The 16,671-nt window shown below is 67.5% G+C and carries 11 protein-coding genes; 5 read left to right on the forward strand and 6 right to left on the reverse strand.

The annotated features are described in order from the left end of the window. Nucleotides 1-4: 4 nt before the first annotated feature. The 3 genes from TS85_RS14525 to TS85_RS14535 form a co-directional block, all read right to left on the reverse strand. A complete protein-coding gene (locus tag TS85_RS14525) occupies nucleotides 5-2,752 on the reverse strand; it encodes a TonB-dependent receptor (RefSeq protein WP_044333125.1) in 2,748 nt (915 codons plus the stop codon). A 78-nt stretch (nucleotides 2,753-2,830) separates the two neighbouring features. Then, complete coding sequence (locus TS85_RS14530) at nucleotides 2,831-4,087, reverse strand: MFS transporter (RefSeq protein WP_227698503.1); 1,257 nt, start codon at nucleotides 4,085-4,087, stop codon at nucleotides 2,831-2,833. Continuing rightward, on the reverse strand, nucleotides 4,084-5,238 hold the full coding sequence (locus tag TS85_RS14535) for a mandelate racemase/muconate lactonizing enzyme family protein (RefSeq protein WP_044333127.1): 1,155 nt from the start codon (nucleotides 5,236-5,238) through the stop codon (nucleotides 4,084-4,086). Before TS85_RS14535 ends, TS85_RS14530 begins: the two co-directional genes overlap by 4 nt. 145 nt (nucleotides 5,239-5,383) lie before the next feature. Between TS85_RS14535 and TS85_RS14540 the strand changes: the two genes are divergently transcribed. The 3 genes from TS85_RS14540 (at nucleotide 5,384) to TS85_RS14550 (ending at nucleotide 7,371) form a co-directional block, all read left to right on the forward strand. Beyond that, the gene (locus TS85_RS14540; RefSeq protein WP_044333129.1) at nucleotides 5,384-6,124 is read left to right on the forward strand and encodes a FadR/GntR family transcriptional regulator; all 741 of its coding nucleotides are present in this window, start codon (nucleotides 5,384-5,386) and stop codon (nucleotides 6,122-6,124) included. Nucleotides 6,125-6,292: 168 nt separating this feature from the next. Beyond that, complete coding sequence (locus TS85_RS14545; RefSeq protein ID WP_044333131.1) at nucleotides 6,293-7,021, forward strand: SDR family oxidoreductase; 729 nt, start codon at nucleotides 6,293-6,295, stop codon at nucleotides 7,019-7,021. Further along, on the forward strand, nucleotides 7,018-7,371 hold the full coding sequence (locus tag TS85_RS14550) for an L-rhamnose mutarotase (RefSeq protein ID WP_044333132.1): 354 nt from the start codon (nucleotides 7,018-7,020) through the stop codon (nucleotides 7,369-7,371). The genes TS85_RS14545 and TS85_RS14550 overlap by 4 nt, the downstream gene beginning before the upstream one ends. A gap of 9 nt (nucleotides 7,372-7,380) precedes the next feature. Here the strand turns inward: TS85_RS14550 and TS85_RS14555 are convergent, their stop codons facing one another. Next, nucleotides 7,381-10,023, reverse strand: a complete 2,643-nt coding sequence (locus TS85_RS14555; protein ID WP_044333134.1) for a glycoside hydrolase family 2 TIM barrel-domain containing protein — start codon at nucleotides 10,021-10,023, stop codon at nucleotides 7,381-7,383. After that, a complete protein-coding gene (locus tag TS85_RS14560) occupies nucleotides 10,020-11,393 on the reverse strand; it encodes an alpha/beta hydrolase family protein (RefSeq protein ID WP_052507937.1) in 1,374 nt (457 codons plus the stop codon). Before TS85_RS14560 ends, TS85_RS14555 begins: the two co-directional genes overlap by 4 nt. 61 nt (nucleotides 11,394-11,454) lie before the next feature. Between TS85_RS14560 and TS85_RS14565 the strand changes: the two genes are divergently transcribed. Both TS85_RS14565 and TS85_RS14570 read left to right on the forward strand, forming a co-directional pair. Next, nucleotides 11,455-12,849, forward strand: a complete 1,395-nt coding sequence (locus TS85_RS14565) for a hypothetical protein (RefSeq protein ID WP_155006429.1) — start codon at nucleotides 11,455-11,457, stop codon at nucleotides 12,847-12,849. Next, nucleotides 12,846-15,209: a glycoside hydrolase family 95 protein gene (locus TS85_RS14570; protein WP_044333136.1), complete on the forward strand. Its 2,364-nt coding sequence runs from the start codon at nucleotides 12,846-12,848 to the stop codon at nucleotides 15,207-15,209. The genes TS85_RS14565 and TS85_RS14570 overlap by 4 nt, the downstream gene beginning before the upstream one ends. Here TS85_RS14570 and TS85_RS14575 read toward each other — a convergent pair. Next, nucleotides 15,206-16,612, reverse strand: a complete 1,407-nt coding sequence (locus tag TS85_RS14575) for an alpha-L-fucosidase (RefSeq protein ID WP_044333138.1) — start codon at nucleotides 16,610-16,612, stop codon at nucleotides 15,206-15,208. The two genes, TS85_RS14570 and TS85_RS14575, sit on opposite strands and share 4 nt — an antisense overlap. Between the last annotated feature and the right edge of the window lie 59 nt (nucleotides 16,613-16,671).

Consider the following 16,671-nt stretch of genomic DNA (forward strand, 5'->3'; position numbering starts at 1 on the left):
AGGTTCAGAAGCGAACGCGAACGCCCGCGGAGACGCGCCGCCCGGTCTGGCGATACTCCTTGGTCCGATCGGCGCTGACCGAGTAGATGAACTCCTTGGCATTGTTCAGATTCACCGCGTCGGCGAACACCGTGAAATGCTTGCCCACGTCATAGGAGAGGCTGACGTCGAGCTGGCCATAGGCGTCGAAATATTCGGGTTCGCCGTTGCGCCCCGACGCGACCTGGAGGAAATTGTCGCGATAGGTATAGGCTGCGCGCGCCGAGATCCCGTATTTCTCGTAAAAGCCGACAAGGCTGTAGGATGTTTTCGACAGTCCCTCGAGCCCGAACGACACATTGGCGACGGTGTTCGTGTAGTTCGCGTTCGAGTCGGTGTAGTTGAAGCTGGTCTGCACGCCGAATCCGTCGAACGGCGCGGGCAGCCACGATGCGAGCGACTGGCGATAGCCCAGCTCGAAGCCCTTCACCGTCGCGCCCTTGCCATTGCCCGGCACGGTGACCTGGAAGCTCACCTGGTCGACCAGCTGCGCCGTCGTCACGAGCGTCACGAAGGATTCGATGTCCTTGTAGAATACCGCGCCGTTCAGCAGCGAATCGGGCGCGAAATACCATTCGGCGCCCAGTTCGACTTGCTTCGCGCGGAACGGCTGGAGATCGGGATTGCCGCGGCGGATCGTCTCGTTGCCCGGATTGGTCTGGATCGTCTGGCGCGGCGAGAGGTCCGACAGCGTCGGGCGCGTGATCACTTTCGACGCGGCGACGCGCAGCAACAAGCGGTCGGTCAGCGACAGCCGCGCGTTGAGCGAGGGTAGCCAGTCGTCATATTTGCCGCGGAAGCTGACCGGGACCACCGGCGACACGACGATGATGTTCTGCCCGGCGCCATTGGGCCGCGCGCTGGTGACGGTGCGCGACGCGCCCGATGAGGTATAGTCGGTATTCTCATACCGCACGCCGATATTGACTGCGAGCGGCATGCCGCCGATCTGCGTGTCGAGCGTCCCCATCGCATAGCCGACCTTGACCTTCTCGTTCACCACCGACGATGCCGAGGGCGAGAAGACCGCGGGATTGAACGCCTTGCCGTCCTGTGCCGCAAACTGGTCGATCGTCTGCACCAGCGCGCGCGGATCGTAGATCAGCCAGTCGCGGAGGATATTGCCGCCGCCGCCGGAGAAGAAATTACGATCGGTCGGCTGGAATAAGGACGCCGGCAGGACCCGGTTCGAATCGCAATAGGCGCATTGCTCGCCGAACGGAGTCTCGTCGGCGGTGATCGTCTTGATCCGGCTCTGCGCCAGGACACCGGCGTTGAGCGTGAACGCGCCGCCGCCGGGCTTCCATTCGAAATCGCCGCGATATTCCTCGATCTCGTCGTCGATGTCCGAACCGCCGCCCCAGATATAGTAATGCGCGGTCAGTCCCTGCGGGTTGGTCGCGGCATTGGCGTAATTGGGGCTGGTAAAGCTGTAGTCATAGATCGGGCTGCCGCTGCGCCGGTCGAAGGACAGGTCGACATTCTTGCGCCGGATCGTCGTGAACAGGTTGTTCTCCTTGCCGCGACGGCGCGCGTCGGACACCGAGCCGTCGAGCCGGAGCCGCAGCGTGTCGGTGGGACGCCAGTCGACGTTGATGCCCAGCTGGTCGGTCGCGACGTCGCGATCATCATATTGGATGATCTGGTCGACAAAGCCGCCGACATAGCGCTGATAGACCGCCTCGCCATTCTGGACGACCTGCTCGGCGAGGATGCCGCCGGCGAAATCATAGGCAAGGCCCGTCTGCTGCTCGACGAAGCGCGCCTTTGAATAGAGCCCGTCGATCGTGACGGTGAACTTGTCGCTGGGGCGCATCTGGACCGACACATTCGCGCCCCAGCGCGTCAGTTCGCGCTCGAAGAAGAAGGGCGACAGGTTCGACGGCATCGAGACGCGCGAGAAGGGTGCCACGCCCGGCCCGATGCGGCCGCCCGCGACGCCGCCCAGAGTATAATAGGAATCGGTGCTCGACCGGCGGACATGCCCGGCGCCGATCGTGAATTCGTCGATCCGGTTCTCCTGCTTCGAATAGACCCCCGACACCGCGACGCCAAAGGTGCCCGCCGCGTTGCGCCAGCTGCCGACTGCGGAGAATTCGGGATTCCAGGTGTCGGCGAGTTCGGACCACATGCCCGATGCCGAGCCCGCCAGCTTGAACCCGGCTTTCTGGTCGAGCGGGCGCAGCGTGCGGACGTCGACGGTGGCGCCGATCGATGCGCCGTTGATATTGGCCTGTGGCGATTTGTACACGTCGGCGCCCGAGATGATTTCGGACGGCAGCACGTCAAACGAGAATTCGCGCCCGTTATTGTCGGTGGCGAGCGTGCGACCGTTCACCGTGACTGCGTTGAACTTGGGGCCGAAGCCGCGGACGGTGATGAACCGCCCCTCGCCGCGGTTGCGCTCGATCGTGACGCCGGGGACGCGCTGGAGCGATTCGGCGACATTGCCGTCGGGAAGCTTGCCCAGGTCCTCCGCGACGATCGAGTCCACGACGCCGACGGCATTGCGCTTGATGTCGATGGCGGCGCGTTCGGCGGCGCGGATGCCGGTGACGATGATCTCGGCTTCGTCTTCGGGCTCGGCGATCTGGGTTTCGGCGGGCGGGGCAGGATCGACTGCCTGAGCGGCTGCCAGCCCGCTCCAGAGCAATGCGCCTAATGCGGTAGCCCCAAGCAACGGGACGCGAATGCGATTAGCCGAGAACGCCATGGTATCCCTCCGGTTATTATTTTCTCCTGTCCACCATAACCGGCTCGCGATGTCAAATGATGATCATACGTATTACGTCTAGCGCACACCCCGGATCGGCAGCACGCATAGCGCCGAGCCGAATACGAAGACGATCGCCGCGATGAAGATCACCCGATAATCGCCCCCGCTCGCGCCGAGCAGCGCAGCGGCCATCACCGGGCTGAGGATCTGGGGGATGTTGACTGCCGTGGTCAGCACCCCGAGGTCGCGCCCCTCGTCGCCCAGCGCGCTCTGCGGCAGCACCTGCGTCATCAGCGCGATGTCGATCGACATGAACATGCCATAGCCGATGCCGATCACCGCGGCGTAGATCCACATCCCCGCCATCGACGGCAGCGCGAGCGGCGCGACCATCGCGCAGCCCATGATCAGGCTGCCGGCGACGACGAACGGCTTGCGCCGCTGGATGCGATCCGACCACCAGCCCGAGAGGAGCGACGATGCGACGAGGCAGACCAACGTCACGATCGCCATGTTGGCAATCGCGATGTTCGACGCGCCGTCGCTCAGCCGGATATAGTCGCGCAGGATATAGAGCAGATACGCCGCAACCGCCTGATACCCCATATAGATGGTGAACCGGCTGAGAAACGCCCAGGCGAAGTCGGGATGGTCGCGCGGGCTGATCCAGAAACCGCGCACGAACTCGCCCCAGGCGATCGGACGCCGCGGCATCGCGGCACTCGATGGCTCGCGATTTAGCCCGATAAAGGCAAGGCACGACACCGCGATGGCGGCGGCGAACAGGCCATAGGCGAGCATCGCATCACCCGCCAGATACCCCGCGACGACGGTGCCCGCGGTCAGCCCGGCGGTCATTCCCGCGCCGACGATCCCCGATATCCCGCCGCGCGCTTCGGGCGCGAAGCGATCGGCGATGAGCGTGGTCATCGCCGGCTGCATCGAATTATAGGCGACCGCCGCCATCACCCACAGCACGATCAGCGACCAGAAACTGGTCATCAGCGAGACGCCGAACAGCGCGAGCGACCCAAGGAGCGATCCGATCGCGATCCACGGCGTGCGCCGCCCCCATCGGCTGCGCGTCCGATCCGACAGCGCGCCGGCGATCGGCGTGGCGAGCGTCGAGAAGACCGACGTGATCGCGAACAACAGCGCCAGGTTGTTCGCCTTGTTGCCGGGATCGAGTTCGGCGATCTGGTTGGGCAGCAGCACGCCCAGCACGCCGCTGTACAGCGCCATGAGCAGGAAGAAATTGACCATCAGCGAGACCTGCAGCCGCGTCCGCTGCCGACCAGCGACATAGGCCGGCGCCGGCATCGCCGCGCTCAATGCCCGTCCCCGTCTTCGGGGACGAGGCGCAGCCCCGCCTCGCGCGGGCGGCGGTGCGGGCCGCCGCTCGACGCCCAATTGCCTTCCCTCCGTTCGCGCGCGATCCGCGCCTCGTCGACAAGGATGCCCAGCCCGGGGGAGTCGCCGAGCACGATGCCGCCATCGGCGATGTCCTGGTCGACGCTCAGCCCGACCGGCCATGCCATGTCCTGCACTTCGATCCCGATCATGTTCGGCACCGCCGCTGCGGCATGCGCGATCGGGTTGCAATCATAGCCGACCGGCGACACCGGCAGGTCGCGGACATGCGCGGCGATCGCGACGCGCTGGAAATGGGTGATCCCCCACACGCTGCCGGTCTGCACCACGTCGACCGCGCCCGCATCCAGCAGCGGCGCGAATTGCTCGAGCCCGGTCAGATTCTCGCCGGTGGCCACGGCGCAGCGCGCGGCGCGGCTGATCGCGGCGAGCCCGGCGGCGTCCCAGCGCCGCACCGGCTCCTCGATCCAGGTCAGGTCGATACCGGCGGCTTCGATCTCGGCCAGATGCCGGATCGCCTGTTTGCGGTTCCAGCTTTCGTTGACGTCGAGCATCAGCGCCGGCGCCTGGGTATTGCCGTGCAATATGTCGCGCACGCGCTTCAAGCGGCGGATGTCGCGCGCCACATCCTTGCCGCCCTTGATCTTCGCCGAGGTGAAGCCGCGCTCTGCCCAGCGCCGGTACAATGCGTCGAACGCCGCGTCCTCCAGCCCGAAGCACAGCCCGGAGGCATAGCCGCGCACGAAGCGATCGGCGGCGCCCAGCGTCCGCCACAGCGGCTCCTCCGCCATTTTCGCCTTGAGGTCCCACAGCGCCATGTCGATCGCGGCGATCGCGCCATAGGTGAGCCCGGCATGCCCGCTCTTGAACACATGCGAAAGCATGCTGTCATAGAGCATCGGCGCCGCGCGCGGATCCTGTCCCTCGACCGCCGAGAACACGCGGGCGATATCGGCATGCTGGCCCAGGCCAATGCCCTCGATCCCCGAATCGGTTTCGAGGATCAGGATGGGGACTTCGGTGATGCCCGACGCGACGACGCCGTTCGCATCGCCAACGGGGCGCCCCCAATCGTGCGAGGTGACCAGGCTGCGATAGCCGGTGACTTTCATTCACGCCCTCCCCTGCGACCGTGATGCTACGACGCATAATAGGTATTATGTATTATCTTTCGCCTTGGCAAGGCGTTGACGAAGCCTTGCGTTAGCGCTCAACGTGGCCTTCAGCCGAACACCCTCCTGAACGAGACCAGTTGCAATGACCGACACTCCCGCCGCCGAGCCGATGCGCATCCGCCGCCGCCCGCGCCTGGCGGAGGCGGTGGTCGAGGATCTGGTGAACGCCATCGTCACCGAGACCTATCCGGCCGGCACCGCCTTGCCGCCGGAGGGGATGCTGGGCGAGATGTACGGCGTCAGCCGCACGGTGATCCGCGAAGCGACGATGGCGCTGACCGAAAAGGGCCTTGTCGTATCGCAACAGGGCCGCGGCACGATCGTCCGCGATGCCAGCGCCTGGGGGATGCTCGACCCCATGATCCTCGCCGCCTTGTTCAAGCGCGAGGACGGGCTCGCCTATCTCGACAATCTCTCGGAGATCCGCTCGCTGCTCGAAGGCGCGATGGCCGCCAAGGCCGCCGAGCGGCGCACGCCCGAGACGATCGCCGAACTCACCAGCCAGACGGCGAAGCTGCAAAAGCTGATCCCCCACCCCGCCGCCTATGTGCACGAGGACATCGCGTTTCACGACATCATCATGCGGATGTCGGGCGACAAATTGAGCAAGGCCGTGATCGACGGCGTGCAGGCCGAGGCGCTGCGCAACCATGGCTATAGCGGCAAGCTGAACGTCGAGCATGTCCGCGAGACCCATGCCGCGCACGAGGCGATCTGCAGCGCGATCGTCGAGGGCGACCCCGATCGCGCATGCCGGGCGATGCGCGACCATATCGAATCCTCCTGGGCCCGCCGCCGCGCCGCGCGCCAGCCGCGCCGCTGATCGATCGGCGCCCCGGCGTCTTGACCATTGACGTATGACGTATGACAAGCTTTAGCAGGCGAGTCAGTCAGCTGGAGCCGCGTCGCTTTCCCGGCGCTGTGGCGCGATCTGAGATCGCGGCTGATCTGCGCCGATAGCCCGTTCGACTACCGATTGAGGAAAGACACGATGCGCCTTGCAGGCAAGACCGCCGTCATCACCGCCGCCGCCCAGGGCATTGGCCGGGCCAGCGCCGAATTGTTCGCGCGCGAGGGTGCGCGCGTCATCGCCGCCGACATCAACGCCGACGGGCTTGCTACGCTCGAGGGCTGCGAAACGCATGTGCTCGACCTGCTCGACGGCGCTGCGATCGCAGCATTCGGCGAGAAAGTCGGCGCAGTCGACATCCTGTTCAACTGCGCGGGCTTCGTCCATGCCGGCACGATCCTGACCACCGACGAGAAGGATTTCGACTTCTCGTTCGATCTCAACGTCAAGTCGGCCTATCGGATGATCCGCGCCTTCCTGCCCGGGATGATCGCGCGCGGCGGCGGGTCGATCGTCAACATGTCGTCGGTCGCCGGATCGGTAATCGCGGTGCAGAACCGCTTCGTCTATGGCGCGTCGAAGGCGGCGGTGATCGGCCTCACCAAGTCGGTGGCGCAGGATTATGTCGGCAACGGCATCCGCTGCAACGCGATCTGCCCCGGCACCGTCCAGTCGCCGTCGCTCGACGATCGGCTCGCGGCGACCGGCGATGCCGACAAGGCGCGCTCCGAATTCGTCGCGCGCCAGCCGATGGGCCGGATCGGATCGGCCATCGAAATCGCCGAGCTGGCGCTATACCTCGCCAGCGACGTGTCGTCGTACACGACCGGCACGATCAATGTCATCGACGGCGGCTGGACCAACGCATGACCCGCATCTGCCTCGCGCTCGACCTGGTCGACGATGCCGCGCTGATCGCCGAATATGAGCGTTGGCACCGCGTCGGCAACACCGACCCCGCGGTGACGCAATCGATCCGCGACGCGGGAATCGACAATATGGAGATTTACCGCGCGGGCACCCGGCTGTTCATGATCATCGACGCGAACGAGCGCTATTCGCCGGAGGCCAAGGCACAGGCCGATGCCGCCAATCCGGCGGTGGTGGCGTGGGTCGCGAAGATGCGGCGAATGCAGCAGCCGATCCCGGCGGCGGGGCCGGAGGGCAGCTGGCATCCGATGGACCGCATCTTCCGCCTGACCGATCACGAAGGGCGCTGATCGCCGGCCCTATTCGGCCACCACGTCGATCGCCGACACCAGCGCCTCGCCCGTCACCCCCGCAAAGTCGAGCGTCAGCACGCCGTCCCTGGCGGCTGCCGGCAGTGCCACGGTCACCGCCGTCAGACCCGCCCCCGCGCGTGCGACCGGATCGATGCGAACCGGCGCGCCGCCGCTCGGCGTGACGGTGAAGACGCGCTTGCCCGGCGCGGTCTCGACCGGATCGAACAGATGGAGCGTCACCCGGTAGCGGCCATCGGGCAGCGGCAGTGCGTAGCGGAACGCCTTGCCCGCCCGCCAGCTCGCGTAAAGCCGCGGCTCGCGGGCACCCGCGGCCACCTTCGCCGGCTTGCGCGCCTGATTGGCCGCATAAAGCTCGCGCTGGTACGGATTGAGCGTGAAGCCGAGGCCGCCGTCGAAGAAATTGTCCGAGCCATAGCGCGTGCCATCGGCCAGCGTGACGCCCTCCAGCGTGCCGGTGCGGACATGGATCGCGCGTTCGGGTCCGCTATAGCGCAAAATAATCCGGTCGCTCTGGCCGCCCGAGGTCGCCACGATCGCGTTCTCGCCCGGTGCCAACCGCACACGCGGCCACACGCAGACATAGTCGGCGCACGCCGCGCTCCCCAGCGACCGCCCGTTGACGGTCAGTTCCGCCGCAGCGAAGTTCGAATAGGCGCGCACGTCGATCACCGGATAGGCGCGATCGACATAGCGGCGCCCGGTCAGATACAGCACCGGCGCCTTGCTCCACGCCGCCTTGTAGAACCAGAAGGCGTCCTTCCGGACACTGCGGTCGAAGGTCACCAGCCCCTTGGTATTGATGTCGCTACTGTCGCCTTCCTCGCGCAGGTCGCTGGTCGCGTCGAACATCTGCCAGACCCAGCTGCCCCACAGGAAATCGAGCGGCTTGAGTTCCTTCCACGACAATTCATGGACCCCCGCCTGGATTTCCTCGGCCTGGGGGCGATAGATGCTCTCGATCTTGCCGCCATCGACATTGTCGGTGTGCTGGGTGATCGCGCCGCCGGCCCCATATTCGCCGACCCCCACCGGCAGCGTCGGATTCTCGCGGTGATAGCCCTGCATCACCGGGCCCAGCCGCGCGGCATCGGCGACGCGGCCCGACGTGTACCAGCCATAATAGAGATTATAGGCGACCGTATCCGCGGTCCCGGCGGTACGATCGCGCCCGTCGTCCTTCTCGCCGGGGAGCACTTCGCAGCACGCGGCGATCGTCGTCGGGCGGGTCGGGTCCTCGCGCTTGGCGACCGCGTCCAGCGCCTGCATCAACGGGCGCGCGTTCGACGGAGTCAGCCCCTTCGATGCCCAGTTGGTGATTTCATTGCCGATCGACCACACGCCCACCGAGGGGTGGTTATAGTTCTGGCGGATCAGCTCGACCATCTGCGCTTCGGCATTGGCCTTCATCGCGGGCGGCGTATCGGCCTGGCCCGGGATCGAGGCGAGGTTGACCAGCCCGAGCTCGGCCCACAGCACCATGCCGTTGCGGTCGGCGAGGTCGAAGAAGGGCGTGGCGTGGTTATAATGCGCCAGCCGGATCGAATTGGCGCCGAGTTCCTCGATCAGCGCCATGTCCTGTTCGTAATCGGCCTGGGTCAGCGCCCAGCCCTTGTCCTGCCGGTCCTGATGCCGGTTGACGCCGTTCAGCCGCATCGGGCGACCGTTGAGAAGGAACCCCTTGTCGGCGTCGACCGCGACCGTGCGCAGCCCGAGCGGCTGTTCGACGCGGTCGAGCAGCGTGCCGGCGCGATCGACCAGCTCGACACTGGTGCGATAGAGATAGGGATCGTCGAGCCCGTTCCAGCGCCGCGGCCTGGCGATCGTCAGCGCCGTTTCGCGCTCGGTGATCGCGCCCGCGGCGAGGTCCAACCGCTGTTCGCTGCGCGCGACCTCCCGCCCCGCGCCGTCCGCGATGCGCGTGCGCAAAGTGACGCGCCCCGCCAGGCCCGAATTGCGCAGCCGCGTCCGCACCGCGACCGTGGCGGCGGCGTCGTCGAGGCTGGTCACGCGACCATAGATTCCGGGGCCGCCATGATCGAGCATATCGATATGCGCCTGCCCGGTCACGATCAGCGACACCGGGCGATACAGCCCGCCATACATGAAGAAGTCGCCCGAGATCGGCACGACGAACTCGGTCGCGCTGCCCGGCTCGGGCTTCGAATTATCGACCTTCACGGTCAGGATGTTGTTGCCCGGGCGCACTGCGTCGGTCGCATCGACACGGAAGCGGCTGAACGCGCCTTCGTGGCGCCCGAGCTTGCGGCCATTGACCCAGACATCGGCGACGATGCTCGCCGCATCGAATTGCAGGTGGACCCGCTTGCCCCTAGCGATCGCCGGAAGCGTGAAGCGCAGCCGATACCAGCCAATCCCGCGGGTCGTGTTCGCGTCGGCGCGGCGGGTGACGCCGTAATTGCCGACCTTGTTCCAGGTGTGCGGCACCGCGACGCGCTCCCAGCCCGCATCGTCGAACCCGGCGGCAGTGGCATCGCCCCCGGTCTCGCCCAGATGGAAGCGCCAGCCCTCGGCAAGCACCGTCTCGGTGCGACCCTGCGCAAGGGCAGCGGGCGTGCCCAAAGCGAGCAGGAACAGCAGCGCCGTCGCCAGCATCCGGTGCAGCATCATTTTCTCCTGTTGCCGAGCGCGTCGGGCCCGAGCCAATGGTCGGCGAACGCGATGAAATTCCCCCAGTCGGACGCCGTCAGCGCATGCAGCCCGGTGCGGAGGTGATAGCCGATCCGCGAGCGGACCGGGGTATCCGGCGCCGGCATCTCGACGCTGTCGAGCCCGCCCGCGCCGAGCAGGCGATAGACCGAGTCGGCGCCCTTGGCAGCGAGGAACTCGCCCCGGGGATCGCTCCACCAGTCCTCGCTCGCGCTGGCGATATAGACCGGGCGCGGCGCGACCAGCGCGATCAGTTCATGCGCGTCGACCGGCAGTGCGTCCTCGCGCATCGCATAGGTCTTGAACCGCGGCGCGAACCAGTAATTGTTCATCACGCGGATCGTCTCGCCGAAATCGCGGCGATACAGCGATGCGCCGCCCTCACCCGAATCATTCGCGATCACCATCGCGAAGCGTTCGTCGCGCGCCCCGGCCCACAGCGCCGCCTTGCCATAGCGCGAATGGCCGAACACGATCACGCGCCGCGCGTCGACGCCGCGATCGGTCGCCAGATAGTCATAGGCCCGGCTCAGCCCCCATGCCCACACCGAGATCGCGCCCCAATGCGCGGGGTCGGAGGCGTTGGTGCCGAAACCGGGCTGAATGCTGTCGCCGCGCTTGTTCTCGTCGTCGGGATACAGGTCGCCGGTGCAATAAGTCGCGACGCCATAGCCGGCCTTGAGGATCGCCTCGATCGGCCATTCCGCCGCGTCGATGCCGCGCGATTGCGCGGTGGCGCTGCCCTTGCGGATGCCGGTCGCGGGCGTGACCCAGCTTGGGGTGATGGCGATCGCCGGATCGGCGGCGACCGCCTGGTTGCCGTGGAAATTGGGGCCGACGAACACCGGCACCCGGCCCGTGGCGTGCGCGGGCAGATAGAGCAGCACGCGCATCTGCGGCCCGTCGCGGCGACCGTCGAGCAGGATCGTCACCTGCCGCCGCACCGCCAGCCCGTCGAGCGCGGCGCCCTGTTCGTCGATCACATAACGTTGCTGCCGAAGCGGCGCGGGCGCCACGCCGTAGATCGACTGTTCGAACAGATGCAGCAGTTCCGCCCGCCGCTTGCGCCACCCGCGCGCATCGGTGACCGCCCGCCCATCCTGCGCGACCAGCGCGGCGGGAAGCGTGTAGGCGCCCACCCGCGCCTCGTCGGAATTGCCGTCGAGCTGCGCCGACGCGACCCCCGCCCAGCCCAGCGCCAGCGTGCAGAGCAGCGCCCCCAGCGGCGATCGACGTGTCGGAAGCTTCAGCGTCTCCTCCCCTCGCAGCGTCTTATTGGGCCTTGCGCCAAGGCGCCGCGCTGCCTCGTCACCGATTAATCCCGTTGCCAATCCAGTCAAGCATTCATACGATGATCATACGTCTTTCAAGGACGATCGGAGAGGAAGAAGCATGCGCCGTCGTGAACTTTGCCGGATGATGATGGCGACCGGAGCGCTTGCCGCGCTCCCGAGTTTCGCCCGCGCGACGGGTGAGGTGGTGCAGCTCCGGTTCGACCCGAACCGCACCGGCGCCACGATCCCGCGCGACTTCGTCGGCCTGTCGTTCGAACGCGCCCAGCTCTCGAACCCCGGCTATTTCTCGCCCGCCAACACGGCGCTGGTCGGGCTGGTCCGCGGGCTGTCGACTGCCGGCAATCTGCGCCTCGGCGGATCGTCGGGCGAGCATACCGCCTATATCGGCGACACCACCCGCCCGCCGCCGTTCGAGATTTTCGGTCCCGAGCACAACAAGACGATCAAGGAGGGCATGTTCGTCTCGACCGCGGCGCTGCGCACGCTGCGCGGTTTCCTCGATGCGACCGGCTGGAACTGCCTCTACGGGCTCAACCTCGCGCATGCGACCCCCGAACAGGCGGCGCGCGAGGCGGCGGACGTCCAGCGCATCCTCGGCCCGCGCCTGCTCGCGCTCCAGATCGGCAACGAGCCCGACGCCTTCCGCAATCGCTTCCGCCCCGCCGAATGGGGGCCGCGCGACTTTCTGGCGGAGTGGGATCGCTTCCACGCCGCAATCGCCGCAGCCGCGCCGGGAGTGAAATTCGCCGGGCCCGATATTTCGAACAAGCTCGACTATCTGACTGCGTTCGCGGGCGTCGCGCACCTTTATCCCGATCTCCTCATGCTCACCGGCCATTATTACGCGATGGGCCCCGCCGGCTCGCCCGACGCGACGCTCGACCAGCTGATGGCGCCCGATCCCAAGACGACGACGCTCCCGCTGGCGGGGGTCGAGACCGTGCAGGCAGCGGTGCGCACCGCCCGCCTGCCCTATCGCATGGCGGAGGGGAATAGCTGCTGGGACGGCGGCAAGAGCGGCGTCTCCGACGTCCATGCCGCGGCGATCTGGGGCGCCGACACGATGCTGCGGTTCGCGCAGCGCGGCTGGATCGGCGTCAACTGGCACGGCGGCGGCAACGGCATTTATGCGCCGATCGTGGGCGCGCCCTCGAGCGGCTTCACGCGGCGCCCGCTCTATTTCGGCACCCAGTTCGCGCAGGCGCTCGACGGCGCGACTTTCCTCGATACCGGCGCGACTCCCGCCGACCCGTATCTGGGCTATTACGCCCTGCGCCAGGGCGGGCGCACCCGGATCGCCGTGATCAACAAGCGCGACGCGGCAGTGACGGTACAACTGCCCGGCCTGCCGGAGGCGAAGCGGACGGTGCTGACCGGCCCCTCGGCAACCGCGCGCGACGCGACGACGCTGACAACCCGCTCGGAGCGCCCGGCACGGACGGTGGTGATTCCGCCGCTGACCGCAATGCTGTTCACGCTGGTACGTCGATGAACCCGCTCCTCTCGCGCCGCGCCGCGATCAAGGCCGGCACCGGCGTCGCGCTCGCCACCGCCCTGCCCGTCCGCGCAGCCCCCGCCGCCGCGGACTCGAACCTCTTATGGTATGAAGCCCCCGCCAGCGAATGGGTGCAGGCGCTGCCGCTCGGCAATGGCCGGCTGGGCGCGATGGTGTTCGGCGGCATCGCCAGTGAACGCATCCAGCTCAACGAGGACAGTTTCTTCGCCGGCTCCCCCTATGACGGCACCAACCCCAGGGCGGGCGCCGGCCTGCCGCGCGTGCGCGAACTGGTGTGGGCGGGGCAGTATCAGGAGGCGCAGGCGCTCGCCGACGAGACGCTGGTCGCGCGCCCCCCGCGCCAGATGTCGTACCAGCCGATCGGCGACCTGCTGCTGCTGTTCCCCGGCATCGAGAATGCCCAGAATTATCGGCGATCGCTCGACCTCGACGGGGCGATCGCGACCACGCGGTTCAAGATCCGCACCGTCACCCATCTTCGTGAGGCATTCGCGTCCGCCACCGATCGCGTGATCGCGCTGCGGCTGAGCAGCGACGCGCCGAGCGGTGCGGTCAACGTCACCCTGGCGCTGTCGACCCCGCAGGATGCCGAGATCGGCGTCGAGGGCAACGACACCCTCGTCCTGCGCGGCATCGGGCCGGGGCAGCATGGCGTGCCCGGCGGAATACGCTTCGAGACGCGCGTCCATGTCCGCCGCATCGGGGGGCGCCAGACCGTCGGGCGCGACGGCATCCGCATCGAGGATGCCGACGACGTCGTGCTGCTCGTCGCCACCGCGACCAGCTTTCGCCGGTTCGACGATATCGGCGGCGATCCTTCGGCGATCGCGCGCGCTGACATCGCTGCCGCAAGCGCCAAGAGCTGGCCCGATCTGCTCGCCGCGCACCAGGCCGAGCACCGGCGGCTGTTCCGTCGCGTGTCGATCGACCTGGGCCGCAGCCCCGCCGCCGACCTGCCGACCGACCAGCGCATCGCGCGCTCCGCCGATCTCGACGACCCCGCGCTCGCCGCGCTCTACTACCAATATGGCCGCTATCTGCTGATCAGCTGCTCGCGCCCGGGCGCCCAGCCCGCGAACCTGCAAGGCATATGGAACGAGCGGACCGCGCCGCCCTGGGAGTCCAAATGGACGCTCAACATCAATGCCGAGATGAATTACTGGCTCGCCGACAGCGCGAATCTTGGCGAGCTGGTCGAACCCCTGCTGCGCATGACCGAGGATCTCGCAATCACCGGCCAGCGCAGCGCGCGCAACGACTGGGGCGCCCGCGGCTGGGTGGCGTATCACAATACCGACCTGTTCCGGCAGGCGACGGTCAATTCCTCGGCGCTCTACGGCATGTGGCCGATGGGCGGCGCGTGGCTGCTGAGCACGCTGTGGGACCATTGGGACTATGCGCGCGACCCGGCCTTCCTCGCGCGGCTCTATCCGCTGATGGCGTCGTCCTGCCTTTTCTACCTCGACGCGCTGACGCCGCATCCGCGCACCGGCGAACTGGTGATGAACCCATCCAACTCGCCCGAAAATGCGCACCATCCCGGCGTGTCGATCTGCGCCGGGCCCGCGATGGACAGCCAATTGCTGCGCGACCTGTTCGCCCGCACGATCGCTGCGTCGACGCTGCTCGGCAAGGATTCCGGACTGCGCGCCGAAATCGCCGCCGCGCGGGCAAAGCTCCCCCCCGACCGAGTCGGCAAGGCGGGCCAGTTGCAGGAATGGTTCGAGGATTGGGACATGGAGGCGCCCGAGATCAACCACCGCCACGTCAGCCATCTCTACGCGCTATATCCCGGCGACCAGATCTCGCTCCAGCGCACCCCGGCGCTGGCAAAGGCGGCGCAGCGCTCGCTCGAAATCCGCGGCGACGACGCGACCGGCTGGGGCCTCGCCTGGCGGATCAACCTGTGGGCGCGGCTCGATCAACGCGAGCGTGCGTACAAGGTGCTCAAGATGCTGCTCCAGCCGGGCCGCACCTATCCCAACATGTTCGACGCACACCCGCCCTTCCAGATCGACGGCAATCTCGGCGGTGCGGCGGGGATCGGGCAGATGCTGGTGCAGAGCCATTCGGACATGCTCCACCTGCTGCCCGCGCTGCCGCGGCTCTGGCCGAGCGGTCGCGTCACCGGGCTGCGCGCGCGCGGCAATGTCGGCGTCGACCTCAACTGGTCAGGCGGCGCGCTCGCTGAAGCGGTGCTGACCGCCGGCACCGACGGCGATCTCCGCATCCGGTCGCGCGACGCGGCGCTCGACGTCACGCTGCGCCGGGGTGATCGGGTGCGCGTGACCCATGGCCCCGCCGGGCTGCGCGCGACGCGGCTGCCGCGCGGCTAGTCGACGGTGCCGACGCCGTAGCGCTTCCACTCCGGGCGGATCAGATGGTGATCGACGAACGCCGGCCCGTCGCACTCGACGGCGATCACCGTGGTCGGCGAATCGGGTGCCGCCTCGGGCAGCCCGGTCAGGCGCAGCGACACGGCGTCCTGGGTGAAGCGCACCGCCTCGCCCGTCTTGAGCAACCGCGCCGACAGCGCCTTTGCGCGCACGCCGCCCACCGCCACCACCGTCTCGCGTCCCGGGAACGCACGCGCCACTGCGTCGGGGGTCCGCGACGGCCAGAAATAGACGTGGACGTAGAGCGTGTTCCCCGCGGCGGTGAAATTGGTGTAGTTGCCGAACGCATCGGCGGCGCGTCCCCGCGCGCCATAGATCGCGGCGCCGTTGGTCTTCAGCCAGGCGCCGACTTCGCCAAGCACGCGCACCGATTCCGCCGGCACGTCGCCCGCCGCATCGGGGCCGATGTTGAGCAGGTAATTGCCGCCCTGCTGGACGCACAGCGTCAGGTCGTTGACGATCCGCTTCGTGCTTTTCCATTCGTCGTCGGCGCGCTGATAGCCCCAGCCGAGGTTCATCGTCTCGCACGTCTCCCACGCCCGCTTGTCCGCCGCCACCTTGTGCTCCGGCGTCGAGAAATCGCCGGGAAGCCCGTTGCGATTGTTGACGACGATCTGCGGCTGGAGATCGAACACCATCGCATTCATCGCATCCGCGCGCCATTGCTCGGGGCTGAGCGGCAGGGTCACGTCGTACCAGAGGATGTCGATCGTCCCGTAGTTTGTCAGCAATTCGCGGAGCAACCCATGGGTATACGCCACGAAGCGTTCGCGCGCGGCGGGATCGGTCGCGCAGGTCTCGCCATCGGGGTGGTGCCAATCCATCAGCGAGTAATAGAGCCCGACCCGCAGCCCCTCGGCGCGCGCCGCCTCGACGAACTCGCGAACCAGGTCGCGGCGCGGGCCCTGCTTCGCCGCATTGTAATCGGTGAGCTTGCTGTCCCACAGGCAGAAGCCCTCGTGATGCTTGGCCGTGAGCACCATGTATTTCTGGCCGGCACGTTTCGCGAGGCGGGCCCATTCGCGCGCGCAGCCGGGCCTGGGCTGGAAGTGGCGCGCGAGCCGCTCATAGTCGGGAATGGGTATGCCCTCAGATTCCAGCACCCATTCCTGGCGACCCAGGACGCTGTACAGCCCCCAATGGATGAACATCCCGAACCGCGCTTCGTGCCACCAGCGCATGCGATCGGCGCGCGTGCGCTCCTGATAGGCGAGGAGCGCGGGTCCCCCACTCGTCTGCGGTGCCCCGTGTTCCTGCGGCAGTGCCGACGCCCCGAACGGCAACGCCACCGCAGCCCCGGTTGCGCCGCTCAGGAAACCGCGACGTGCGACACGATGATCCATCCCGCGCTCCTCTGAAATCAACAAAGCCCGGCCCGATCGAGGGGCCAGGCTTCGCCACT

This window comes from Sphingomonas hengshuiensis (assembly GCF_000935025.1).
In the GTDB taxonomy this organism is placed as follows: Bacteria; Pseudomonadota; Alphaproteobacteria; order Sphingomonadales; family Sphingomonadaceae; genus Sphingomonas; species Sphingomonas hengshuiensis.